The 25,218-nt window shown below is 64.3% G+C and carries 20 protein-coding genes; 4 read left to right on the forward strand and 16 right to left on the reverse strand.

Annotation, left to right across the window (positions count from 1 at the left end; translation table 11 throughout):
* Positions 1-641: 641 nt before the first annotated feature.
* Positions 642-3,566: a DEAD/DEAH box helicase gene (locus CQ034_RS06095; RefSeq protein ID WP_181156223.1), complete on the forward strand. Its 2,925-nt coding sequence runs from the start codon at positions 642-644 to the stop codon at positions 3,564-3,566.
* A gap of 73 nt (positions 3,567-3,639) precedes the next feature.
* Here the strand turns inward: CQ034_RS06095 and CQ034_RS06100 are convergent, their stop codons facing one another.
* From CQ034_RS06100 to CQ034_RS06110, 3 genes are all read right to left on the reverse strand, one after another.
* Positions 3,640-4,803, reverse strand: a complete 1,164-nt coding sequence (locus tag CQ034_RS06100; RefSeq protein ID WP_105710268.1) for an XRE family transcriptional regulator — start codon at positions 4,801-4,803, stop codon at positions 3,640-3,642.
* Positions 4,804-4,822: 19 nt separating this feature from the next.
* A complete protein-coding gene (locus tag CQ034_RS06105) occupies positions 4,823-5,458 on the reverse strand; it encodes a hypothetical protein (RefSeq protein ID WP_105710269.1) in 636 nt (211 codons plus the stop codon).
* 91 nt (positions 5,459-5,549) lie between these two features.
* A complete protein-coding gene (locus CQ034_RS06110; RefSeq protein ID WP_105710270.1) occupies positions 5,550-5,828 on the reverse strand; it encodes a hypothetical protein in 279 nt (92 codons plus the stop codon).
* A gap of 274 nt (positions 5,829-6,102) precedes the next feature.
* On the opposite strand from CQ034_RS06110, the gene CQ034_RS06115 reads away from it, so the two are divergent.
* Positions 6,103-6,915, forward strand: coding sequence for a hypothetical protein (locus tag CQ034_RS06115; protein WP_105710271.1), 813 nt, complete (start codon positions 6,103-6,105; stop codon positions 6,913-6,915).
* Between the two features lie 191 nt (positions 6,916-7,106).
* On the opposite strand, the gene CQ034_RS06120 is transcribed toward CQ034_RS06115, so the two are convergent.
* The 6 genes from CQ034_RS06120 to CQ034_RS06140 form a co-directional block, all read right to left on the reverse strand.
* Positions 7,107-7,646: a transcriptional regulator gene (locus CQ034_RS06120; protein ID WP_146114809.1), complete on the reverse strand. Its 540-nt coding sequence runs from the start codon at positions 7,644-7,646 to the stop codon at positions 7,107-7,109.
* 96 nt (positions 7,647-7,742) lie between these two features.
* Positions 7,743-8,003: a DUF3892 domain-containing protein gene (locus tag CQ034_RS06125; protein ID WP_105710273.1), complete on the reverse strand. Its 261-nt coding sequence runs from the start codon at positions 8,001-8,003 to the stop codon at positions 7,743-7,745.
* 78 nt (positions 8,004-8,081) lie between these two features.
* Positions 8,082-8,237, reverse strand: a complete 156-nt coding sequence (locus CQ034_RS19530) for a hypothetical protein (RefSeq protein ID WP_181156224.1) — start codon at positions 8,235-8,237, stop codon at positions 8,082-8,084.
* 67 nt (positions 8,238-8,304) lie between these two features.
* The gene (locus CQ034_RS06130) at positions 8,305-9,288 is read right to left on the reverse strand and encodes an ImmA/IrrE family metallo-endopeptidase (RefSeq protein WP_181156225.1); all 984 of its coding nucleotides are present in this window, start codon (positions 9,286-9,288) and stop codon (positions 8,305-8,307) included.
* Between the two features lie 26 nt (positions 9,289-9,314).
* Positions 9,315-9,977, reverse strand: a complete 663-nt coding sequence (locus CQ034_RS06135) for a hypothetical protein (RefSeq protein ID WP_105710275.1) — start codon at positions 9,975-9,977, stop codon at positions 9,315-9,317.
* 2 nt (positions 9,978-9,979) lie between these two features.
* Positions 9,980-10,489, reverse strand: a complete 510-nt coding sequence (locus CQ034_RS06140; RefSeq protein WP_105710276.1) for a sigma-70 family RNA polymerase sigma factor — start codon at positions 10,487-10,489, stop codon at positions 9,980-9,982.
* A gap of 518 nt (positions 10,490-11,007) precedes the next feature.
* On the opposite strand from CQ034_RS06140, the gene CQ034_RS06145 reads away from it, so the two are divergent.
* The gene (locus CQ034_RS06145) at positions 11,008-11,820 is read left to right on the forward strand and encodes a Hachiman antiphage defense system protein HamA (RefSeq protein WP_181156226.1); all 813 of its coding nucleotides are present in this window, start codon (positions 11,008-11,010) and stop codon (positions 11,818-11,820) included.
* Positions 11,817-14,780: a DEAD/DEAH box helicase gene (locus CQ034_RS06150; protein WP_105710278.1), complete on the forward strand. Its 2,964-nt coding sequence runs from the start codon at positions 11,817-11,819 to the stop codon at positions 14,778-14,780. The genes CQ034_RS06145 and CQ034_RS06150 overlap by 4 nt, the downstream gene beginning before the upstream one ends.
* Positions 14,781-15,326: 546 nt before the next feature.
* Here the strand turns inward: CQ034_RS06150 and CQ034_RS06155 are convergent.
* From CQ034_RS06155 to CQ034_RS06185, 7 genes are all read right to left on the reverse strand, one after another.
* The gene (locus tag CQ034_RS06155) at positions 15,327-16,685 is read right to left on the reverse strand and encodes a GH1 family beta-glucosidase (RefSeq protein ID WP_105710279.1); all 1,359 of its coding nucleotides are present in this window, start codon (positions 16,683-16,685) and stop codon (positions 15,327-15,329) included.
* Positions 16,682-18,316, reverse strand: coding sequence for an FAD-dependent oxidoreductase (locus CQ034_RS06160; protein ID WP_258134094.1), 1,635 nt, complete (start codon positions 18,314-18,316; stop codon positions 16,682-16,684). The genes CQ034_RS06155 and CQ034_RS06160 overlap by 4 nt, the downstream gene beginning before the upstream one ends.
* Positions 18,317-18,362: 46 nt before the next feature.
* A complete protein-coding gene (locus CQ034_RS06165; protein ID WP_105710280.1) occupies positions 18,363-19,319 on the reverse strand; it encodes a carbohydrate ABC transporter permease in 957 nt (318 codons plus the stop codon).
* Positions 19,316-20,299 carry a carbohydrate ABC transporter permease gene (locus CQ034_RS06170; RefSeq protein WP_105710281.1) on the reverse strand — a complete coding sequence of 328 codons (984 nt, stop codon included), beginning with the start codon at positions 20,297-20,299 and terminating at the stop codon, positions 19,316-19,318. Before CQ034_RS06170 ends, CQ034_RS06165 begins: the two co-directional genes overlap by 4 nt.
* Positions 20,300-20,309: 10 nt before the next feature.
* The gene (locus tag CQ034_RS06175) at positions 20,310-21,620 is read right to left on the reverse strand and encodes an ABC transporter substrate-binding protein (RefSeq protein ID WP_181156227.1); all 1,311 of its coding nucleotides are present in this window, start codon (positions 21,618-21,620) and stop codon (positions 20,310-20,312) included.
* A 98-nt stretch (positions 21,621-21,718) separates the two neighbouring features.
* Positions 21,719-22,756, reverse strand: coding sequence for a LacI family DNA-binding transcriptional regulator (locus CQ034_RS06180; RefSeq protein ID WP_181156228.1), 1,038 nt, complete (start codon positions 22,754-22,756; stop codon positions 21,719-21,721).
* Between the two features lie 103 nt (positions 22,757-22,859).
* Positions 22,860-25,184, reverse strand: coding sequence for a hypothetical protein (locus CQ034_RS06185; RefSeq protein WP_146114810.1), 2,325 nt, complete (start codon positions 25,182-25,184; stop codon positions 22,860-22,862).
* Positions 25,185-25,218: the final 34 nt, after the last annotated feature.

Here is a 25,218-nt window from a genome sequence, read left to right on the forward strand (position 1 = left end):
CCCTTGACCCCCACGTAGACGATTCAGCCCAGATCCTTGGTTTTCCGCGGTCCGCTGCGCCTCAGATTGTGTCGTTTCGCGTCATGACTTGCATGGATTGCATGCATCAGGTCCCCGGCAGGTCCCGGCTCTTAGTACCCGCTCCGCGTCCTCGCACGATGTTCGTACCGGCCAGAGACAGCTTCGGAATGTCGGCGCGGTTGTGGAAATCTCGAAGATCTCGGTGCGCCCTGTTCGTCGTGATATGGCGTGGGCGGAGAGCAGACCCGAATCGCAACGTCGCGCCCGCGGGCACCGTCTGTTGTAGCGGCTTCTGAGTCCCCTCCGACGAAGCCGATGCGATAGCCCAGCGGTTTATTATCATCGCATTCGCGGCGGTAACGGTTGCTGCGCCGCGTGGCAGGCAACTACCGCGTACGCCGTCGGGGGGGGGTGCGCACAAAGCCGACGATCACCGTCCGTCAGCATGCTCGGGCCGCCTGTGCGGGGTCACCGACCTAGACAGCGCTCTCGGAAGAAGGGTTCTCCGTGGCCAAGTCCGATAGGTCCGCGCCTGGCCGCGAGCGTGACGCAGTAGCCTACAGGCACGCGAGATCTACTCAGGGTTCTATGAACCCCGACTAACACACCGGAAGGCACCTGTGGAAGACGTACTTTGGGACCATCAACGAAGTGCGCTGACTGTTCTGCGTGAATACCTTTCTCAAACCGAAACTCGGGGAGCCGCTCTCGTATCGATGCCGACAGGGACTGGGAAATCGGCTGTGATTGCTTCGCTCCTTGCTGGCGTCGAATTCGGAGCATCGGGCAGAGACGCGCTCGTCCTCGCTCCCTGGTCCGGACTCAGTAGGCAGCTCCGCGAGGACATCGACTCACGAGTGTGGGATCACCTAGGAGTTTCTAGGCCTGACGGACTCGCACCAGTCGTTCAGGTGCGCAGCGCGCGATCCTTCGTAAAGCACGTTAGAGAACCCCACGCTGCGACAACCTTCGTGACCACGATGGCAATGGCTCTCCAGATCTACAAGGAGGTCGACAGTGATCCCGCGCAAATGAACGCACTCTTCGCAGGGTTCACCGCGATCGTGGTCGACGAATGCCACTACGAACCGGCTCCGGGCTGGTCCGCCGCGGTTCGCGCGACCAACGCCCCAATCTGTCTGCTCACTGCAACTCCATTCCGGAACGACAATCGCCTGTTCATCCTTGATCCCGACGCTCACTACCGATACAGCCACCGGGACGCGATCCGGGATCGCGTTCTTCGGGAGCCAGTCTTTCTCGTCCTGGATACTGTGAGATCAGTGTCAGCGTTCGTTGAGGCCGTACTCAACCAAGCCCAGGCGCTGTCCGCGCACGAGCGTGTGATCATCCGTTGCGGCAACAGTGCCGACGTGGAGGCGATTGCACGCGCCCTTCACAAACGGGGGGAAACGGTGATAGGCGTACACGAGACGTTCAAGTCCGGCGGCCCATCTGGAATCTTGCGCCGTTCTGTACCTTCTCCCAGTGATCGCCCTGACGTTCGCTATTGGGTCCACCAAAACAAGCTCATCGAGGGATTCGATGACCCACGTGTCAGCATGCTCGCAATCTACGAAGATTTTGGGAGCGATCGAGCGCGGGTCCAGCAGCTGGGACGGACCATTCGCAACCCGGATCGTCAGGAGACGAAGGCTCCCCTAGTCGTCTCCCACGATCCAGAAATGGAAAGAGCCTGGCAACGTTATCGACGGTTCGACGAAGGAGACACGCCAAAGTCGATTGCCACCGACCCAGCGGGTGTCGAAGCGCTGCTCTCCGCACAGCCAGAATCGTTCTACTGGGATCGACTCTTCCGAGAGTCGATGGACACGGGGTCCTCTGACAGCTGGAAGCAAATCAAATTCCGTCTCAACACCGTGATTCGTCAGACGCCATCCCAGATGGACCTTGATGTGTTCGTCAAGCGTGTTGCCCAAGACATCATCAGCGACAATCGCCAGGTCCTCAGCATCGGGTCGCCTGACAGTTCCACCCGTGTACTGCTGCACTTAGGCGTCTGGAATTCTCCTGTCCTCCGCGAGGCCGCCTTCGTTGAAATGGCACTCGGATACACCGTGGTGCATCAAAACGAAGAGCTTCTGTTCGTCTCTGACACGGGATCCCTTCCTGAAACGGTCAGAAGCGATACTTCGCCGATCAGTGCGACTCAACTACACAGCCTTCTACCAGCCGGCACCCGCATCTCAGCGATCTCCCTGGCAAACAACGATCTGAGCGAGTGGAGCGTGCGCTCACGCTCGCTCCGTGCCCGGGATATCCAGTCGATCGCATCTGAGGTAGGTGATTCGACATTTGGCTTCGCTACCGCGCAGGGAAGCTTCTCGAACAACGACGAGGACGTCGTGCGCTACGCGGGCGCCAAACACGCACGTGTCAGCGATTCGAGAAAGATGCGAGGGACCTACGATGAGCTGCGACGCTGGTACGACGATCTCGCCGTTTCACTGAGATCCGGCGCAGCGCCAACTACTGCTATTGCTCGTTACAGCACGCCGATGAAATCACCCGACCGCCCGCTTGCCGCCCATGTACTTCTCGATATCGACGACAGTCGATTCGAACCGCTTGACGACGGGCTACCCGCTTTGACGATAGAGCTAACCGGAGGGATCGTCGACGACGGCGTCTTTCAGGTCGAGATCAACGGCGAAACAATCGACGCGTCGATCCATTGGAACGAAGAAACGCTTCGGTTCGTAGTGGCCCCGTCGAAGGAGATCCCCTACCGTTCAATGATTGATTCACGCCTCACCTTCTGGCAGTTCGTGAACCGGGAGCAAGCGATCCGAGTCGCCACCGCAGATGGGCTTGTCTATGCCAATCGGAACTTCTGGGCGTTGCAACGCACCGACTCGGCTTCGGAGAACGGCCTGCTTTCAATCCTGGAACCCATCGCAGCCCTTGCCGCCGTCGCAGGCGAAAAAGGGAACCTGGATGCCGGAGGAAAGTGGAAGGATGACTCGGTTTTCGGGTTAGTCGATAATGCCCTTCTCCCCGAGGAACTCGAGGACGACGCAACAGTGCTCTGCACTGATCTCGGAGCCGAGATCGCCGACTTCATCGGATTTACCCGACGCCGCGTGATCTTCGTCCATGCAAAAAGCAAGAAGGAGTCTAAGGCGACAAAGGTCTCCGCCGCCGCACTCCATGACGTGGTCTCACAAGCAAACAAAAACCTGCGCTACCTCACCCTCGGCAACACCGATCACCCGAAAACGGACTACTGGACCAACGCGTGGACGACCGGAGAGTTCGGACCGGCCGCGCGTTTGCGCCGGGGCGACGCGCAGCCTTCGGGGCCGGAGTACTGGAAGGCTATCGACGCCGTCATACAGTCTCACGCGGCCATGAGAGAGGTTTGGCTCGTGCTCGGTGCCTGCCTCTCTAAAGGGGCCTTGCAGGAAGAACTGGCGAAGCAGTCGCCTTCTCCGTCCGCTCTCCAAGCACACGCGTTACTTACCTCAGCCTGGAGCTCTGCACAGCAGTGCGGAGTACGACTCCGCGTCTTCTGCTCCGACTAGCACGGGACATCGACGCAGCCGAGCCCCATCTAAGGGACGCCCTCGACTCACGGCGCCACGGAACGAACCGAAACTAGCGACGGCCTCTACGCGCACTCAGATCTGCGACCGGGGCAGACGAGACCTCTCGAAGCTCTGCGGCGCTGCGAGACTGCCCCAGACCGTCACCCTGAATCGCGAAGGTCACGATCCCAAGCATGAGGTCCTGAACGTCCTGTGCGCGTACGTCGAGGATACGCGCCAGCTCGGCGAAACCGTGACCGCGACTGCGCATGTCGCTCATCACCTGGGTGAGGAGGCTCGACGACTCCACACGGAGATCTGAGCCAGGTTCACCTCGGCGGAAGCCGGCCATCGAGAGTTGCTTAGCGAGTGTGCTGTAGGTCCAGTCGGAGATGATGCCGAGTCTGTGTGCACGCAGGTTCAGCGCCATGGCGCTGACGCGCCAGCGGCGCTTCAACATCAGGATGTCTTCGAGCATGAGGTTGTTACCGCGGATCGCCCCGATCACATCGGAGCGGGGGATCAGAAACGAGCTGGCGAAGTCATTTGCCGCCTGTTCTTTCTCCCTGCCCGGGTCGACGTGCAAGGAGCCACCGTGCATGACAAGGTGGCCGAGCTCATGCGCAAGATCGAAGCGCAGCCGTTCGGCCGATTTGTGCACATTCAAGAAAATGACCGGCGTTGGCCCGTGGCGGAACGAGAACGCATCGATCGCCTGGAGTGGACCGCCCGCCGAGTAGACCTTTGCTCCCTTGGATTCGAGAAGCTGCAGGAGATTCTGGATCGGTACGACACCCAGTCCCCAGGCGCCACGAAGTGCCTCGGCCGCCTGTTCGGGTGCCAGCTCGTCGTCGGAGCCGATCAGATCTTGCTGCTCGGGTACATCCGGCGATGGCGCACGGTATGTTGCCTCGATCCAGTCCGACAGCTCGATCGCGAGCGTCGACAAGCTACGTGCCGTCGCCTCGTCCTTCTTCGCGAGCTTCGATGACGCCCGGAAGTGGAAGGCATCCAATGGTGGCTGACTCTTGACTGGTCGATAGAAGAACTCGACGGGGAAGTTCAGGACGCGTGCGAACTCCCGGACGAGCTCCGGACCGGGCGTCTTCTTGACGTTCTCAATCTGCGAGATCCAAGGCGCACCAATGCCCGCGGCCGCGGCCAGCTCGACTCCCGTCATCTGACGGATGGCGCGCGCCATCTCAAGGCGCGCCGGAATGAAGGTAGTGCTCATGGTGGGGACCTACGCCCCGTCAGCGACGGGCGATCGTGAAGCCGAAGCCCTCGTCGTCGCCCGCGTTCTCATCGAACGTGAAGGCGCCCAAGGCGAGGTCGAACGGCGGGAAGATGATGCGATCGAGCCAGCTGTCGATCTGCTTCCCAGCCATCGACTTCGGGCGCGACAGCTCTAGGTACACCTGGCCATCGCGCTCGGTGTAGAGCAGGATCCAGAGGTACTTGACGTCGATCTCACCGCCGTCTGTGGTCTGATGCGGGATCAGGGCGCTGAGGCCGTTCTCGTCGACACGCTTCGCGAACGCCGAACCCTTAGGGTTCTTCGTGCTCGGGGTACCCCAAGCCACGCCGGTGAACTCATCACCGCTGCTCGTGATGAGCCCGAGGTTGAGGTAGGCCTGCGAGAAGTACGGCAGGTTCTGCGGGTCGGAGCGCTTCCAGTCGAGCTTCAGGAGCATCAACTCGTCGTGCAGGTACTCGACGGTGCGGAACCAGCGCGTCATGTTAGGCGCAGACTTCGGTGCGCCCTTGGAGTAAGTGCGACTCTCGGCGGCGCCAGCAACGACGGCGTGCTCGAACACCTCCGCGGTGAGGCGCATCGGGGACAGAAGACGAGCGAGATCCTCGCGGGTCTTCGGGGTGTGGATCGCCATGTGCGGTTCCTCTCGCGGCCGGTGGAGTTTCCAGAGTAACGGACTGAGTGAAAGAATCACTACTTCAAGTAAGGTATGGCGTGTCGCTGTCTTAGCTCGGGAAGTTGGGCTCGTCCCCCAGGACCGCCGCCGGCACGGCGGGCACCACGGCCAGGCCGACGCGAGGCGCTGCGATGGACGGGCTTGCGATGCGTGCCGAGTCGACCGCCCGGTAGACGACGCGATCTCCATCGATCGTGCCAGCGTATTGGCCGGTCGTGTCGAACACGTGCCTCCCCTGGATCACGCCGAGATACGTGCCGGATCCCGACCAGAGCTGGCCACCGGCGCGTTGCAGTGGACGGCCATTCTTTGTGTAGAGGTGAGACATGCTGACATTCTGGAGCATTCCCCCGACACTGCGACTGGGGCAGCCGACGTGCCGAAGCTGACAGAGGAGCAGAAGCGGTCCGTGCCGCCAAGCGTCAGATGATGATCGCCTTCAAAGCGGAAGCCCGAGCGCATCGCGACGAAGCAACGCGACGAGAGCGGCGAGAGAAGGGGAGGCAGCGGACGTTGCACGGGAAACTGGCGAAGATCAAGCCGAGCCGCGAGGGCAGTTCACCATCCTCCAGAATAGAGTCACGCGGGAAGAAAAGCACCGGATGAGTAGCGAAGAGTTCTTGGATGTGGTCGGCAAGCTACCGCGCTTTGACGCGTCCGGGCGCGATCTCCTCGAGGACATCCTGAGCACCGGTGGTTTCCGCCGCGACGACGGAACACTCTCAGCCATGGCATTTGACCTCAGGATCGTCAAGCAAGGCGAGGACGTCGCTCGGGAGATCGGGGATACGCTGCCCGACCTCTCCAGCGACGTACCCAGGCTCAGGATCGCTGCCGCAGCGATCCTGACCGCCGGAGTCGTCGGGGTAGTGGTGTTCCGAAAGCCCCTCACTACCTGGTTCCAAGAGAAGACCCTCCCAACGCTGGCGAAGTGGTGGCCGAACAACCGTCCACTCTCGCGATTCCTGCCGAAAGACGTGCAAGTCGATAGGGCGCCGTTCGCGCATACCACTGCCGTCGAACATGCTCCCGAAGACCCATCGTCCGCCATCGAGAAAGCGGTCGAGGACTCGCGGCAACCAATGGGAAGAGCCGAAGCAGAGCTACGGCTCGCTCGGATGCTCGCCGCAGCGGCAATACTCGTCAAGGAATATCGCGTGCTCTCAAACGCTCGTCTCGACGACGATGGTTACCCGGCGCTGAAGAAGGCAATGGAGGCTTTGACGGAGCAAGAAGTCACGGACCTCGTCAACCGAGCGCTCGCGTCCTCCGCGGAAGTCGACGAAGAAACCACCGAGACGCTCATGGCCAACTTCGGAGGCGGGCAAGTGCTCGTGCTCTACCTGCCGAAACCTGACGAAGCAGATGCGGATGACATCGAGACGCCTCACGAGCCTGGCGACGAAAAGTCGTGACGGACCGACCGAGCTTGCTCGACGCCGAGCCGCTGCTCGGTGCCTCGGACCCCGGGAGCGTCGCGAACCGAAGATGCGAGCTTCGGGACTGCTGAGGGGTTCGGCGTCATCTCGCTCTCACACGGAACGCCGGCGACGAATCGTGCCGGAGCGGAGCACCCGCGGACACTTGCAAGGCACGTTGAGCCTACCTAGCCCAGGCTCTTATCTGCGAGGACGAACGGGATCACCTTCCGGTTAAGGAGCACAGTGATCTTGGATAGTTGCGGCCTGGTGAACTCGTCCTTCTTGTGCTTGTTGAACATGTCGAGCATGAACGCATACCCACCGTCGGAGTCCCACCGGTCAGGTGTGAAGGCGCCTTCGTCGTTGAGGTACTCGATCATCGCCCGTGAGAAATGGTTGCTGGTGAGTGTGATCTGCGTGTTGTTGAGGATGGCGGCGCGTAGGCGGAATAGATCACTGTAGAGGGTGACCTGTCGGTTGAGATCAGTGCGGCCGAACTTTTGCACGCAGGTGCTACCGATCGGGTACAGCTTGGCACCGTTGCGCTTGTTCGTGATCGTGAACAGCAGCACCAATTCTTGTTGACCGCAGGCGCATTCCCCGCTCCCAGTGGGGTCTTCTTCGAGTTCGGTGACGTCCCACTCCAGAACTGCGGCGGCCCAGTCTTTCGCAACGGACGCCGCGATAACGGCGCTCGTCAGTCGGCGAAAATTCTCGGTTGTCATCGGGCGCCTCCGTGTCAGCACTGTATCGGGCGGGAATCGGCAACGTCGATATGAAAGCGGGCGCTGGATGGCGTCCGCTCTCATATCGGACGTTGTTCAGAGGCTGGGGAGGTCATCCAGGTTGTTACGGGTGGTGTTGTCGCGATCGGTGCGAAGATACTTGCCTGTGGCGCCGTTGACGACACGGATCTCCGTGCGCTTCTCCGGCCACTGGACGTAATACGTGTGGCTGCGAAGCTCGATGTCCCTGATGGCGTCGGCCTTCGCACGCGGCGACCAGTACTGGCCGGGCGTGCCGATGGCGGTGATGTCACCGTCACGGTTCTTGCGGGAATGGGTTACTCGTCGATCTGCCATGATTCCTTGCTCTCTTGGTGAGGGTGAGATGAAGCGGTGGTGACGAGCGGAGCCAGCGCGGGGCCGGCTCCGCATCGGTCACCTCTCGTCGCGGACGCCCTTGTGCTGGTTGGGGCTGCCGTTCATGATGCGGCCCGTCGAGGTGTCGCGCTTGAACCAGGTCTTGCCGACCTGGAATTCGCTGCGCCCCTTAACCGCTCCGACTCGGTGGCCGCGTCCCGTGTTCTTTGCCACTTCAAGCTCCATCTCCGGGGCTGACCATCAACCCCTCACTATGTAGTCGGAGCAAAGAGCGATCGAGTTAGCGGCAGCTTTCGCAGAGCCCGTCGACGAGCAGGTGGCGCTGAAAGAGCATGTAGCAGCAGGTGCAGGCCTCTTCGCTCTTGGCTATGCGGTCGCACTGACAGTTCTTGCAGACGGGGCAGAATCCCTTGCCGCAGGTGACGCACGGGTAGCCACGGAACGTGCGGCTCTGTCCGCAGCAGTAGACGGTCAGGAGGGGGCGCGTGTCGAAGTCGCGCGGCGGGATCATATAGCCAGGGTCGATCTTCCAAATGTCATGCCCTGCCAACACCGCGATGATTCGCCTGTCGTCGGCAATGGCATCGGCGTAGAAGTCGGCGGTCCTCCCCCACGAGTCGCGCCAGGTGATCCTGCGCGTGAACACCCTCCCCGGAGTGATCTGTCGGAGGGCGTGGGCATCCGGAAGAGTCTGGCCGCGCCACGGATAGACAACGGGCCACCCATCGTCAGGCTCCGGCTGGATGCTCGCGTGCGCGACTTGGCCGTCGACGCGGTCGATGAGCACGACGGCGCCTAGTTCACGGATGCGTCGTGAGATCGCGATTGCGCAAGCTTGATAGCTGGCCTGGCTGTTGTCGAAGAGGTCCTGAATATGGTGCGCCCGCACAAGGTCATCGCCGATGACTTCGGCGATGAGGGCCTCAGGCAACAGGAGCCGCTGCGCGATATGGTCGCACACCGTCTCGAGCAGCGCCGGCGGATCCGACTGATCGGCGATCCAGTCGAACAGCCCCTCGTCTTGCTCCACGATCCAGTGGCCAAGTTCATGCGCGAGTGTGAAGTTCTGCCGGCGGCTGTTTGGCGTCGGAGCGTACAGAATCACCCCGTCTTCGAGGAACGACATCCCGTCGCAGAAGCCGCCGTCGCCTCGACTGCTCGACAGGGAGTCCACTGCACGGACCGTCAGCTGCATACCCGTGGTGAGCGCGTCGAGCGGGTCGAGCACAAAGTGTTCCTGCACCACGTGATCGAGGATCTTCACGGCGCGCTCGACCCACGGCCCGAGCCTCATGAACCCTCGGGGCCTTCGACAGAATCGACCAACGCTTCGAGGGACTCGAGCAGGACGTCAGCCTCGGGAGAGCCGCCCCGATGCACCGCCACCAACATCCGCGACTCGAGCGCAGAGGCGGCCAAGGCAACCGTCGTTCCCTGGATCCGCGCCCACCGCTGTGCGAGCCCTCTGAACGCCTCCGAACTCACAATGGCGGCGAGCCGAGTACGCTCGGGATCTGCCCCAGACGTGTGGCGGAGCCGATCCGCGTCGACGCCGGTCTCCTCCGCGATCGCGTTGATCAGCGCCGGGACGTGAATCGGGTTCTTGCCACTTTCCCACGCGAAGACGTCCCTGTTCGCCACTTCCCAGCCGCGCGCGGTGAGTCGTTGCGCCAACGCGCTCACCGTCAGACCCGCGCGCTTGCGAGCGCTCGACAGCGCCTTCCCATCCAGCTCGAACTCCGAGTCAGGCACTAGCCCGAGCATCGCCGCAACCGGGTCTTCGGAAAGCGGTGGAGCACTCTGCTGGCTTGCCCAGGCAACATCGGCGGCCGCGAGCAGCTCCTGAACCTCGGGTCGATCAGAAGACCCATCTGTTCCTGCGGCAAGCGCCGACTGACCAGCGCGAGCATCGAGGATGGCTGCGATTTCTTCATCACGGTCGTCCGGTTGCATCGTCATCCTCCTTCCACAGCGGCGTTGATCTTCGACAGGACTTTCGTACTAATCTGGCTGATCCGAGCCGGCGTGACACCGAGCTCTGCTGCGACATCACCACGCGGGCGGTCCAGCACGATGTACTGTGTCAGGACGTAGTGCTCCTGAGTATCAAGGCGCGCGATCGCAGGCCGTGCCCGCGCCATCTTTTCGAACCGGTCCATGGCGTCGTCCTCGTCTGGCGCCGCACCTCCTGACACATACTCTTCTGAATACTCCACGCCTCGGACGACCGCGGCGGATCGAACGATGTCGAGCGCCCTCCGCTTCGATGTAGCCACCAGCAATGCCTCCCAGCTGCGAGGCGGCTGTGCGGGAGGCGCTTTCATAAGCGAGACCATGGCCTCTTGGACTGCGTCGGCAGCCAAATCCACCCGTCCGCTCCCGCGCAGCACTTCGTAGGCGACCCCGTACATCGCGTCGCGATGCTTCTGATATAGAGCCGCCCAATCGTAGGAGGGATCAGCCATGTGCAGGCTCCTCGCCGCATGCAGTCATCCCGTCACCCTCCATCAGCGCCGATGTCGTCGCTTTAAAGGGTAGTCGGGTCAGACGACTGGAGAGTTAACGACGCGTTGGGCAGTCGACGAGTTGGTGATGTCACCTGGCATGGCTCAGTGCTCGAGGTCGTGTCTGCGTCGTAGACATGGCGAGTTACCGCGTCCTCCGTTTGCGTAAACGCAATCAGACCCGGAGGTGCGGAGCTGGGCCAGATCCGTCGTCGTACTGCGTCTGAGTGGCGGTCACTTTTGACTGAGCGTGAGGCTCTCAACGCACACGGCAAAAGGAACGACGACACGGCGTCTCTCACCCCGTGAATGCGGTGCGCAAGCGACCGCTCGATACCCTTGGGACATATGGCACATCGATCCGAGGCCGGAAACCCTGTACCCCGGATACTCGATCGGGGCGATCTCCGAATCGGTGGCCTTTGGCTAGACCGAGAATGGCCGGGCCAGCAGCGCTGGCGCGGAGATTGGTGAGTGAAATGAAGGAACTGGAGGTAGACCTCGAAGCGTTCGGGAGCATCTTTTCCACGATTCAGAGCTCGCCTTTCACGGTTGTTGAGATCGACGTGGCGTCGGCGTCGACCATTGCGGAGCAGCTCGGCGTCCCGGTTCGTCGTTGCTACATCTCGGACGAGACGCTCCAGGATCGCATCGCGAAGACCTCGGTGTCGGCCCAGGAGATCATCTCCACGAAGCTCCCGGATCGGGGCTCAACGATGGCCGGCGACTTCGGGGAGATCCTGACGGCTCTGTTCCAGGCGGCCTGCGAGCATCCGGGCGAGGTCCTGGACCCGAAGAAGTGGCGGCTGAAGCACGATCGTACGAAGCCTGCTTCGGGGTCCGATGTCGTGCAGATGGTCCTCCCGCACTGGCCGGCGGCGTCGGATGAGGATCGCATCATTTGCTCGGAGGTGAAGACGAAGTCGACTCGCGGCAGATCGAAGCCAATCGAGGAGGCGATCACGGACTCGGATAAGGACAGCTCCCGGCGCTTCGTGAAGACGCTGAACTGGCTCAAAGAGCGTGCCTTGGACACGGGGCTGTCGACGGTCACAGTGGCGCAGCTGGACCGCTTCATACACCCCATTGACCATCCGACGGCGCGACGTGAGTTCCGCGCCGTGGCGGTCATCGCCGCCAGCCTGGTTGCGGCTGAGTTGGTGGGTGCGGTGGCTCCGCCAACGAGCGAGCGAGCGCTGATCGTGATCTCGGTGCCCGATCTCAAGGCGAACTACGAGTTGGTTTACGACGCGGCGCTGGTGAGTGCTGACGAGTCGGAGGCGGTCGCGTGAGAGACACGCTGGCGCGATGGATCGCGGACGCGGAGACCCACTATGCGATCGAGGACTTCCGGCTGGGAGCGCCGCTAAGCCAGCTCGACTATCTCGAGGACCGCACGACTGATCTGTACTTCTCCCTTGTCGGAGAGTTGTTCGACATGGTGCGGGCCGGGGCGGGTGATCCACTGGACTGGGCATCGCTAGGCCGCGGATTGGATTCGGTGAGCCGCGAGCTGGAGAACGGTGCGCGCGCAGATGCATTGTTCTTCGCTGCAGTTGCGTTCTACCTGGGTGGGTACCCGGCGTCGGCTGTAATGATAATGCGCCGCTCGGACCCGCGGTATTGGGAGAGCGAGGTCCAGCGGGCGGCGCACGAGCTGCTGACACGACCGGCGAACCCGGCCGTGGCATCCACGCGCGCGCTGGTGGACTCGGTGCGCAGCGGGGACATCATGGTCGTCGACGCGGCCGTCACTGCAGCGCAGACGGACGCAGCGCAAGCGCTTGAGGTCGGCCCAGAAGAGTGGGTCGCGAACCGCCTCTACCTGGCGCTGCTCCAGCGGTTCCACGAGACGAACCTGCGCGCGGTGCTTCCGGATGGGACGGCGGGCAGGTGGGATCCGCTCGTCGGGTCGTTCCTCGATCGCCGGCAGCCGGTATGGGACTTCTTCCCGTCGCAGATCGAGGCGATCGATGCGGGACTGCTGACCAGCGGGCAGTCGTACTCGCTGCAGATGCCGACGGGCGCGGGAAAGACCGCACTCACTGAAACGCTGATCTTCGACCATCTCACCCGTTCACCGGAGAGCAAGGCTGTCCTACTCGTCCCGTACCGGGCGCTGGCCCGAGAGCTGCGCGGAAGCCTCGGCCTCCATTTGAGCGCAATGGGCTTGCGCACCCGCACGGTGTACGGGGGGACGGTACCGGGCATCGAGGAGAGCGAGGACCTCGACGAGGTACGCGTCATCATCGCGACACCGGAAGCCCTCACCGGCCTGGTCGGTGCGCATCCTGAGCTGCAGACGACGATCTCGCTCGTCGTCTGCGACGAGGGGCACCTGCTCGACAGCGGTGCACGCGGGGTGGGTCTGGAGCTGCTGTTGGCGCGCCTGAAGGCACCTACTCCGAGCCCGCGGATCGTGTTCGTCTCGGCAATCGTGCCGAACGTGGAAGAGATCAACACCTGGCTAGGAGGGTCCGACGCGACGGTGGTCAGGAGCGATTACAGGCCCTCGACCGCCGAGTTCGCGGTGTTGCGCCCTATCGGCACAGGCGGGCAGACGAGGATCGGGTTGGAGCTTCACGAACCGTCGACTTCGGTGCCGTCGTACACGCTCCCAGACTTCCTACGCCCGCAGGACTTCCACTTCACGAACCCGTCCACAGGCCGCCGCAACACCTACTCGTACTCCTCAACGAAGACGCAGGCCGTGGCCGCCGCACGGAAGGGGCTGACGCTGGGATCTGTAGCGATCTTCGCTGCGGAGAAGGGCGGCAATCGTGGCGCCGTGGGGCTGGCAAACGAGCTCCTCAAGCAGCTCAAGGCAGGGCTGGACCTTCCCTCGCCACTGGACCACATCGGCGATGACGCAATGGTTGAGTCGGCGGTGGCGTACCTGAGCGCGGAGTTCGGGAACGACTGGGTGGGCACGAGATCGCTACGGGCAGGCGCGATCGTGCACCACGGGGACGTGCCGCAGGAGACCCGCGAGGTCCTCGAGGAACTTGTCGCCGACCGACACATCAGGATGGTGATGTGCACCAGCACCTTGGCGGAGGGTGTCAACCTCCCGTTGCGCACGATGGTGTTGTACTCGGTGAAGCGCAGCGCGGACAGGGCCGCCCCCGTGCCAATGCTGGCCCGTGACATCAAGAACTTGGTGGGGCGTGCTGGGCGCGCGGGCAGCTCCACCCGCGGACTCGTGATCTGCGCAAACCCGGACGACTGGGACGTAGTCAGCCCGGTCGCCGAAGGCCAGCCCGGCGAGCCTGTCGACGGCGCACTCATCGACCTGATCCGCCAGCTCGAGGGGGCGCTGGCGCGCGCTCAGCGGCAGCTCACCAACGAGGTGCTCGAGGCGAACTCCCCCCTGTTCTCGCTAGTCGATGGCGTTGATGCGGCCTTGATCGAGCTGATCCGCGACGAGCTGGGAGCGGACGAATTTGCACGAGTCGCGGAGCGGTTCGCCGCTGAGACCTTCGCCGCGGCTAAAGCGACCGAGCAGGAGCGGGTGCTGCTGCTGAGCGTCTTCGAGCTGCGGGCACGACGGCTTGTGGAGATGCGGGAGACAGGGCGCCTCGCGCTAGCCCGCACGACGTCGGCACGCCCGCGACTTGTGGACCGGGTGCTCGACGTCCTGATCCCTCGCTACCCGGCCTGGGGTACGGCGGAGTCGCCCCTTGATCCCGAACTGATCGGTGTATTCGTGACGTGGGCCCTGGAGCAGCCGGGATTCCAACGCGAGGCCGAGATCGCCTACCGGAGCACCGAAGTGGCGGATTTCGGCGGGTCGTTGACGCGGCTGCTGCTGGCCTGGCTCGAAGGGCAAACCTTCGAGGAGATAGCCGTACGCGCGGGAGTCAGCGTCGATGTGCTGCTTCGCATCCACGCCAAGGTAATCCTGTATGACTTCGTGACCCTCGTCGAGCAGGCCGTAGCCCTGATCCAGGAGCACGCCACCGAGACCGGCGAGTCGCTTTCCCCGGTGGTCTCAGCATTCCCGGACTACCTCCGCTTCGGTGCCTCGACCCCGCCGGCGCGCGATCTGATGGCGCGAGGGGTCAGGCATCGGGCGGCCGCGATCGCGCTGGGATCCGACCCGGCGATGCTGGCGCCGACAAGCATTTTCGCAACCCCTTGGTCGATCGCCCGAGACCTACTGACCGACGAAGCCACCTGGCTTCCCCGCTTGGGGGCGCTCGTGTATCGGAGGACGGTCGCCGACGTGGTAGCTAGGAGACCTGTATCCTGACGCATGCTCGGAGTGGTGGTGATCGCGCCGAAAGTACCTATCGGATTGCGCGGTCTAACCACCAGCCACCGCCGTCACTGTCGTCGTTCCCGAATGGCGCGGGGGGTCGAACTCGCTGGGAAGTTGTATTGCGTGCATCCATCAAGTCTGGGCTGCTCCCCCGGACCGTTACGAAACTGGGATGCTGGCAGACGGACACGCGCGTCGGTCTTCTAACCGCGATAGCGAGGAGTACGAGGCTCCACGGTCCGAAGCGGAAGAATTTGACTACGTTCCACGGGGCGAGGCAGAGCGAATTGCTCTAGTCCGGCTCGAGGAGTCCTCGCGCTAAAGTCGTCCGTCGACGGCGCTAATCCCTCGATCGCAAGTCCCCCCTCGGCGATCTCAGTTTTCGCTTCCCTCGTGGTCGAGGAGATGGTCGCGACCTCTGAAGGAACAGTGCTGCCGCCAGTACATGGGCCAGCCGCCCCCCTGCCGCTCGCCGTGTGGACGACGGCGTCGACGACAGCGGTTCCTCGGCCCCAGGGTCGATCGTGGGCGAACGGCCTAGCGCTTCATGGCAGTGATCACTTGTCGGTAGAAGGCACCGCTGCGCTTCATGGTGCGGCGTTGTGTGTCGTAGTCGACGTGCACAAGGCCAAAGCGCTTTGCGTAGCCTTCTGCCCATTCGAAGTTGTCGAGGAGGGACCAAGCGAAGTAGCCGGCGAGTGGTGCTCCGGCCGCGCGCGCACGGGCGGCGGCTTCGAGGTGGCCGCCGAGGTACGCGACCCGACGTTCATCGTTGATGCTCCCATCGGCGCCCACCTCGTCGTTCCAGGCCGAGCCGTTCTCGGTGACGTAGATCGCGGCGGGGCCGTACCGCAGATGGGTCTCGGTGATGATCGATTCGAGGCCGGGCGCATGCACCTCCCAGCCCATCGCGGTGTACTCCCCCACGGGCTCTTCGAGACGGGCTCGTGTCACCGCGATCGCGTCGTCGTGCGTCACCACTCCTCGGGCGTAGTAGTTGATGCCGACGAAGTCGATCGGTTCGGAGATGATCTCGAGGTCTCCTTTCTGGACGGAGGGCGCGGTCGTGAAAAGCTCGGCGGTGGCGGGGTGATATTCGCCGCGCATGATCGGATGCAAGTAGAGCCAGTTGCGATAGAGCGAGTACCGCTCGGCCGCGGCCTGATCGGATGCCGAATCCGTCGCCGCTTCCGCCGGCGTCATGCTCAGGGCGATGCCCACCTGCGCGTCGGCCGGGAGCGCCGCCCGCAGCGCGCTCATCGCGAGCCCATGCCCGAGCAGCGCATGGTGCATCGCAGACACCGCCGCAGATTCGTCACGCACGCCCGGCGCATGGATGCCTTCGAGGTGGCCGAGGAAGGTGAAGATGAAGGGTTCGTTGAGTGTCGTCCACGAACGCACTCGGTCGCCGAGCCGCTCGACGACCGCTCCGGCGAACTCGGCGAAGCGATACGCCGTGTCCCGGGAGGGCCAACCACCGCGCTGCTGCTGCCATTCAGGCAGATCCCAGTGGTACAGCGTGAGGAACGGGTCGATATCCGCGGCGAGGAGACCATCGACGAGTCGCTCGTAGAAGTCGAGTCCCCGGGATTCGATTCGTCCGTCGGCCTCCGGAACGATGCGGGGCCAGGACACTGAGAAGCGGTACGCGTCGAGACCGATCTCTTTCATGATGCGGACGTCGCCTGCCCACAACCGGTAGTGGTCGTCGGCTGTGGACGGAGTGTCCCCTCCGGCCACAGCTCCAGGTCGCGCGGCGAACGTGTCCCAGATGCTCGGCGTGCGACCATCAGCGGCTACCGAACCTTCGATCTGCGCGGCCGCCGTCGCCGCACCCCAGATGAAGTCGGCGGGGAACCGGGCGGCCAGTTGCGCGGCGGTGAAGGAGTCGCTCATGCCGAGACCACCTCGTTGCTGATGTGGTCGTGCTCGAGCCGGCGGGTGCGGATACTCTCCGGCCAGGCGAGCGGCACACCGAGGTTGGTCAACACGCGTTGCAACCCCTCGGTGTCGTGCGCCCGGACCGCTTCCGGGCTCTGACCGGTGCGCAGTGCGTGGGCGGCGAGGGCACCGACGGCTTCACCGATCGACCATTCGACGGGGTGGAGTCGGTACGCGCCGTTGGTGATGTGGGTCGTTCCGATGTTCTTGTTCGCCGGCAACAGGTTGTCGACGTCGCGGGGAATGAGCGCGCCGAGCGGGATCTGGAACGGATAGCAGCCGATGTCGACGTAGTTGCGCCCCGAGGTGGAAGGATGCAGGTCGATGCGGTAAGAACCGATACCTACGGAGTCGGCGAACTGAACCGCCGCGGCATCGCCTCGCATGTCGTGTCCGATATGCCCCTCGGTCACGGTGAAGAGGGCTCGAATACGCCGTGATTCCCTGATGTACGCCTCCATCGCGAAGCCGTCCTCGGTGCCGACGACGTCACCGCGCAGGCGGAGTCCGGGGAACCCGGTCCCGGAACCGTCGTCGTGCGGCGCCTCGGTCTGCATCCAGTACAGGAACGATTCGGACAGGCTCCGGGCACCCGCCAGGGCGCGTTCCCGCGCGGCGCCGTCGACTCCTGGGCCGACGAGCGGAAGGTTCCAATAGTCGATGTGAGGCCAGTTCACGAGCGATACGTCGGGCAGCCCGGGGAAGTTGCGCTCGCCGATGACACGACGGAAGTGCCACAGGTCATCGGCGTCCGGTCGGCTCGCCTCCGCCGGGGCGCCGGCGAACAGCGGCAGATAGCGCTCGGCGAGCGTGTACGGCACGACGTCGGTGAACGACAGCTGCGACCCTGGCCAACGCGGATCGTGCGTCCGACGCCAGTAGTCGTAGGCGGCGGGCTTCGCGATCGTGTGGTCTTCGCCTCGGCGGTGTTCCACTGCGAAGCACCACGACACCGCCTGCTGGTCGAGCGGGTCGGCGACCTCGGGCGCGTGCATCTCACCGGTCTCGGACGAGCTCTCGGCCCCGGTGACGAACTCGAGCCCGCCGAGCTCGAGCAGGTCTCCGAGCTCGGTGGCATCGACCACGACGCGCCCCTCGAGCGGGAGGACGCTGCCGTCGCGTCGGTCGCGCACGTCGACGCCCACGATGCGTCGGCCGTCGCGGTGCACGGCGATCGGCTCTCGGTGGCGGAGCACCGTCAGCCTCCCCGACGCGACCATCGGCGAGAGGAGCAGTTCGAGTGCGAGCATCCCCACCCGCGGCTCATGCGTGACTCGCGAGACCGAGCCGAGCCCCGGATTCAGGTGTGCTCCTTGTGCTCTGGCGTGCTCGCTGAGCGGGTAGTGCGAGGCGTAGATGCCCCGGATGGTCTCTCGCAGGCGACGGTAGCTGGAGGAGGACACCTCCTCCACCCAGGGACTCTCGTCGGGCGGAACGGCCTGTGTCGTGAGCTGCCCGCCGAGCCATTCGCCTCGCTCGACGAGGATGACCGTGCGGCCGAGTTCGGTGGCGGTGAGGGCTGCGGCGACTCCGCCGAGGCCGCCGCCGATGATGAGCACGTCTGCGGTGCGGGGGGTGATGGTCATGGACGTGGCGTTCTCTTTCATGTCGGATGCCAGTGAGGCGGGTCGCTCAGCCCTTGACGCTTCCCTCGGAGAGCCCCGAGATGAAGTGCCGCTGATTGAACAGGAAGACGAGCAGCACGGGGAGGGTGGCGAGCACAGCGCCCGCCATCATCGGCCCGTACTGGATGTTTCCGGAGCTGAGGAACCGCGTGAGCGCGAGCTGCACGGTCTGATGCTCCGGCGAGGTGACGGTGACGAGTGGCCAGAGGAAGTCATCCCACACCGCGGTGAAGGAGAAGATCGCGATCACCGCGACGAGCGGCCTGGCGAGCGGGAGGTAGATCTTCCAGAACACCCTCAGCTCCCCCGCCCCGTCGATGCGGGCGGCCTCGGCGAGATCGAGCGACGACGAGGAGAAATACTGTCGGGCGAGGAAGATGTTCAGTGGCAGCACGATGAACGGCAGCACGATGCCACCGAGTGAGTCCAGCAGACCGATGCCGCCGTGGCCGAGGATGTCGTTGCCGCCGGCGAGCGGGAACCCGCGAGCCATCAAGAACAGCGGGATGAGCGTCACCGAGATCGGGATGGCCGTGGTGGCGATCAAGGTGTAGAACAGCGCGGTGCTTCCGCGGAACGGCAACATCGCGAACCCGTACCCTGCCGCGACGGCGAAGATGCAGTTGGTGACGACGGCCACTCCCCCGACGATGAGCGAGTTCGCGAGCGCCGGGAGCAGATTCGCCTCTTCGATGGCCCGCACGAAGTTGTCGAACGTCGGCTCGGCCGGGATCAATGTGGCGTCGCCGAAGGCGCTCTCTGCCGGAGTGAACGCCATGCTGATCATCCACAGGAACGGGAAGAGCACGAGCAGCGAAGCCGCGAGCAGCACGACGAAGGTGCCTGGGCGGAATCTGCGGCGGAGGCGCCGCGCCCGCACCCTCCGCGAGAGGGGCTCGGGCGAGTTCGACGACACGCCCCCCGACCCGGGTGCGATGGGGGCCGATGCGATGTCTGCGCTCATGACGACCTCCTGGTGAAGCTGCGCACCGCGAGCAGCGAGAACGCGGCGACGAGGGCGAAGAGCACGAAGGCCATAGCCGACGCGCTGCCCATCTGGTTGTACTGGAACGCCTCGTTGTAGATGAGGTAGTTCGCGACGGTGGTACTGCCGAGAGGGCCGCCCTTGGTCATGACGAACATCTCGGCGAAGGACTGCGCGAGGAAGATGATGTCGGTCGCCACGACATACAGGAGGATCGGGCGGAGCCCGGGCAGGGTCACATAGCGGAAACGCGCCCACGGTCCGGCGCCGTCCATCCGCGCCGCCTCGTAGAGCTCGCTCGGAATGGTCTGCAGGCCCGCGAGCAGCAGCACCATGTTGCTGCCGAGCGCCTTCCAGATGCGCATCACCGCCACGGCGGGGAGGGCGGTGTCTGCATCGAGGAGCCACGCCTGGGGGTCGAGGCCGAAAGCACCGAGCAGCTGGTTGATGGCTCCGTCGTTCGAGTACAGCCAGAGCCAGATGATGCTCACCGCGGTGAGCGACACGATGTGGGGGACGTAGAGCATGGAGCGGAAGACGCCGATGCCCTTGAACGGTCGGTTCACCAGCATGGCGAGCCCGAGGGCGAGCACGAGGAGCACCGGCAGCACCAACAGCACGTACTTGCCGGTGACCAGCAGCGAGTTCAGAAACTGCGGGTCAGTGAGGATGGCGACGTAGTTCGAGCCGCCGACCACGTCGGGGTTGCCGCGCGCGACCGGGCTGTAGTTCGTGAAGCTCAGGACGAGACCGTAGACGACGGGAACCAGCTGGAAGCCGACGATGTAGACGGCTGCCGGGAGCACGAAGAGAAGACCTGCGATGCGAAGGCGGCGGCCGGCACGGCCACGGCGGCGAGCCCCGGTGGGAGCCGGAGTACTCGATTCGGTCGTGCGCCCTCGTCGGGCGGCCGGGGAGCTCGTGGCGAGCTCCCCGGAGTCGGAAGTGGTGATGCTCATGAGCGGTGGATCAGCCTCCGATGATGCTGGTGGCTTCGGCGGCGGCGCTCTTCAGCGCCTCGGCCGGAGTGGCCACACCGTTCAGTGCCTGCTCGAGGTACGTGTCGAGTACGTCGCGGATCTGCGTCCACTTGGGCACGTTCGGGTTCGGAACGTAGTTGGGCACTTCGGCGAGGAAGGCCTGCAGGATGGGGCTGTTCTTCACGTAGTCCGAGTCGACGGCCGAAGCACGGATCGGGATCGTTCCGGTGCCCTCGGCGTACTCCGTGCTGATCTGCGCGGAGGTCATGAACTCGATGAACTTCCACGACAGGTCGGCCGCTTTCGAGTCGGCGTTGATGAACAGTCCGGCTCCGGCTCCCCCGAAGGCTGCGGGCTCCTCGAACGACAGGGCGGGGAGCACGCCGAGCTCGAGGTCGGGGTTCGCCGCGACGATCGCGGCAGCGGCCTGTGAGGTGAGCACCGTCATCGCGGCATCGCCGGTGACCAGCGGCTGCTGGGCGGGCGGGCTGTTGAGGTAGTCGTTGCCCAGTCCGTTGGCGACCGCGTCGGGGCCCTGGTACAGATCGGTGAAGAACTGCAGCGCCTTCTCTCCCTCGGGGCTGTCGAACTCGACTTTCGAGCCATCGGCGTTCATCAGAGAACCGCCTTCGCCCGCGATGAGCGCGTTGAAGTTGAGGCTGCGCTGGATGGCGGCGCTGCCGAGGAGAAGTCCGGCCTGAGTGACCTTGTCGCCCTCGCGCACTGTCAGCTTCTCGGCGGCGGCCCGCGCGTCGTCCCAGGTGGTGATGGTCGCGGGATCGACTCCGGCGTCCTCCAGCAGGTCCGCGCGGTACACGACCAGCTGGCCGGTGATCGAGAGCGGGAGCAGATACTGCGTCCCATCGACCTGGCCGCCGACGAGCGAGTCGGCGAGGTCGTCCTGATCGGCCTGCGGCAACTGGGCGACGTCGTCGTCGAGTGCGAGCACCCGGTCGTTCGCCACGAAGTCCGCGGCGGCGGCGGGCCCGTGGCCGAACACGTCGGGTGCGGTGCCGGCAGCGAAGGCCGCGTTGAGCTTGGGCGACAGGTCGCCCCAGTCGACGAAGGTCACCTCCACATCGACGTCGTTCTCTTTCTCGAACTGCGGAACCAGAGTGTCCGTGACGAGGTCGATCTCGGGCTGGCTGTTGCCGGGGAACCACACGGTCAGGGTGTCGCCGCTTCCGGATGCCGTCTCACCGGACGGCGAGCTGCATCCGGCGAGCGTGAGAGCGAGCGTCGCCGAGATCGCCAAGACGAGAGTGGGCGATGTCGCGTGTCGACGGGGAGTGAACTTCATTGTGATCTCCATATCTGTGTCGTGCGTTGTGCGGGGGGTGCTGTTTCGTATTAGTAAGCGCTTCTGGCGCATCGGTTACGACGTCGCCTTCGGTCGCGTCAGCCGACCAGACGGGGGCGCGCGGCGCGGCCCACGGTGGCAGTGCCTGGTGCCACGATCGGCAGAACGATCGATTCGCGAGCGTCAGGATCGTCGAGGCGCTCGAGAAGCAGTGACACTGCCGCCTTGCCCATCTCCCGGCGGGGGAACCCGATGTGACTCCAGCCTGCCGCAGCGGAGCGCGGAGCCGGGGTGTCGAGCACCACGACGGAGATGTCGCGTGGCACGACGACTCCTCGAAGGGCGAGTGCCGCTTCCAGAGCTTCGGCCACCTCGTTCGTCTCCACCATGAGGGCCGACGCGCTCGCGACGATCCGGTCAGCGGCGGAGTCGAGTTCGGATGGGGCGACCTCGACGACGTTCTCGCCGATCCCGCGCAGCTTCACTTCGGCGGAGAATGCGGCGAGACGCTCATGCTGCGGAAGGGCTCGCTCCGTCGAAGCGAGATAGCAGATGTCCGAATGCCCCGCATCCTGCAGCACGTCGAGCGTCGCGGCGATGCCACCGGCATAGTCGGCACTGACGTAGGGCACATCTCCCCCGGCGACAGTGCGCTTTCCGATGAAGACGAAGGGATAGCCATCGTTCTTCAGGTGGAGGAGCTCGGCGTCGTCCTTCTCCAGTCCGAAGAAGATGGCGCCGTCCGCGAGACGCAGCCGGTTCATGCCGTCGCTGTAGACGGCCCGCTTGCCATCGGTGCGAAGGGTCGAGGTGAAGAGCACGAGGTCGACGCTCTTCTCGACGGCTGCCTCTTCGATGCCGATGAGGAACTCGTGGTAGTAGTCGTCTTCTGCGACCGGGAAGACGCGTTCGTAGGTGTGCACGCCCAGCAGTCCGTTACGCTGCCCCCGGAGGAGCCGAGCCGCCACGTTCGGCACGTAGCCGACCTCGCGCATCACCTCGAGGATGCGCTCCTGGGTCGCCTTCGGGATGCGCTGGGCGTCCGCCTGGCCGCTCACGACCATCGAGACGGCCGACTGCGACACGTTCGCGCGCTCGGCGATCAGCCGCTGGCTGGGGCGTGCCCGTGAGGTCATGTCACTCTCCGTCGAGTATTCGCGGTCCGGAATCCGGGCGCTAATTCGTAATAGCGAGCGTAGCCGTCGGCGCGCAGACCTGTCAATCTGAAACTTGCACATGTCATCCGTTCGACACCGGAACCCACGCCGAGACGTTGCCGTCACCGTCGACCGTCCGCAGTTTGTAGGTGGTGGCCGTCGTCGCGCCGGCATCGAAGAAGTACTCGCCGCGGCTCACCTTCGAGTAGGACTGGCCGTCCTTCTGCACTTCATAGTGCGACAGCCAACGGTCGTCGAGACCGGCCGTCCAGGTCAACTCACGTCCGGTCTGACCGAGGTGGCTGGCCGTCCGGGCGCTCGCAGAGCTGGGGGCCGTCGGCGCGACCGCGTCGGTGTGACTGCCGGGACGGTCCTGCAGGTTGAAGTAGACGATCTCTCCCTCGACATACGACGACATCGTGATACCGCTCGCCATCCACTGGGCGCCGGTCTTCGTCTGCGTGGCCACCGAGCCCTCCTGGCCGGCGACCGTGTAGTCGGCGGAAGGAATGAGCCCCTTCGGGAAGATCGTCACACTCGATCCGAGCGCGAACGCGGACTTCGGGAACGTGATGTAGCCGCGGTTCGAGTCGCTGCTCATCTTCTGGATGATGCCCGTCGCGCTGCCGCTGGCCGCGGTCGGGCGGTAGACCTTCACCCACCGACCGATCACACCCTTGGTGTTCAGGTAGCGGTAGAGTTCGGCATCGATGCGCAGCGGCTCGAGCGCCGCCGGGCCGGCCGTCGTGTCACCGGCCACCGTGAAGTGGAAGCTCAGCAGGTGCCGATTGCTTTTCGTGTATGCGCCGACATCTCCGCGTCCGTAAGAGACGATCAGCTTCTCAGTCGGGTACAGCATCGAGGTCCAGTAGCCGTCCTCCCGACCTGCTGTCCCATCGCGCTGCAGGGCGAGGTCGGAGAGGGCGACGGTTCCCATGTTCATCAGACCGCCCCCGTCACTGCAGAGCTGGAGACCCGCATCGGGATTGTCCGCGACGAAGTCGGCCAGGATCTGCCTGGTCGCGTTCGCCTTGGCGAGGTTGCCGGAGTCGGCGCCGAAGTCGGTCTTCAGCATGAACGGGCCGTAGCTGTCCTGCCGCGCGGAGAGCATGTCGCCGATGTGATCGGTGACACCTGGCAAGGTGGTGTCGAGACCGGCCTTGCGGTCCGTGGGGTTCACCATCCAGTCCGGATGCGCCGCAGCGACGGCAGACGTGGCTTCGGCTCCCCAGGGAATGAGCCAGTAGCCGACCTTCTGGCCATGGAGAGCGGCGAAATCACGGTACTCGGCGAGCGGCTCCCCCGGCTTGGCATTCCAGTCGCCGACCTTGTCCTGCCATCCGTCGTCCATCCACACCATGTCGCCGCCGATATAGGAAAGCTGGTGGATCTTGGCAGCGATCGTCGCCGGGTCGCTGCCGTAGCCGCCGTACCGGATGAGCGGGAAGTAGTCGTCGTCGGTGTGGCTCCAGAGGTAGCGGTACGTGAAGTCGAGCAGTGCGTTGCCCATCGCATCGAGATCGCCCTGATAGAAGCCGATGCGGCCGAGCGGCCCCGCGATCGTCGCGCCAGCCGCCAGAGGCGTGGAAGCGGTGGCACGCGGTTCGATGAGGATCTTGCCGTAGGAGTCGCCGACGTTCATGACCCAGTTCCCCGTATGGTCCCAGGTCGCCACGATTCCCTCACCAGCCACCCGGTCGCGAAGGGTCACGAACTCCTGATGCCCGTTTCCCCCTTTGCCGCCGGGATTCTGCAGCCCGCTCGCCAGAGGGATCGGCCCCTTGAGCTGCTGATACATGCCCGTCGCCTTGTCGCCCGATATGTAATACATATCCACGTCTGAGGCATCATCCCCGAGCACGCGCATCGAGAGCGCCGAGTAGTCGTTCAAGGACTTCGCAGTGGAGGTCTTGTTCGTGATGTCGGTGCGTTCCTCGATGAACGAGGTCTGCGGGTAGAGCCAGTAGTGCCGCACGATTTTCAGGTACGGCGTGCTCAGAGTGACGGCGAGTTCGATCGATCCGTTCGGCTGCACGACAGAGGTGAAGCCGTCGTAGCTCCACCCTCCGGTCGAGCCGCGGTAGTCCGTGGCCGGGGTGGCGCCGTTGGCCTCGATGCGGATCCGGAACTCCGACGACGCCCCGCTCTGCTGATACTCACGACCGGTCGCCTTGTTGACGAGTGATGTCTGCGCCAGGGTTCCGCTCTGGAAGCGGATCACGCGGCGCACCGCACTGGTCTCGAGTGTCCACGTCTTGGCTGCCGGATCGAAGGTGACGGATGCGTCTCCAGAACTCGTGATGTCAGCGGCATAGCCGGGTGGAGCCGCGACAGCTCCGGCCACCGCCAAGGCGAGTACCAAGAGGCCTGTCGCGGCCGTGCGCACCGCCCGTCGAGACCGGCTCATCCGGGGGTGCCTGCGCAGAAGTATCACGGACATC

It is taken from the genome of Microbacterium sp. MYb45, assembly GCF_002979655.1.
Taxonomy (GTDB): Bacteria; Actinomycetota; Actinomycetes; order Actinomycetales; family Microbacteriaceae; genus Microbacterium.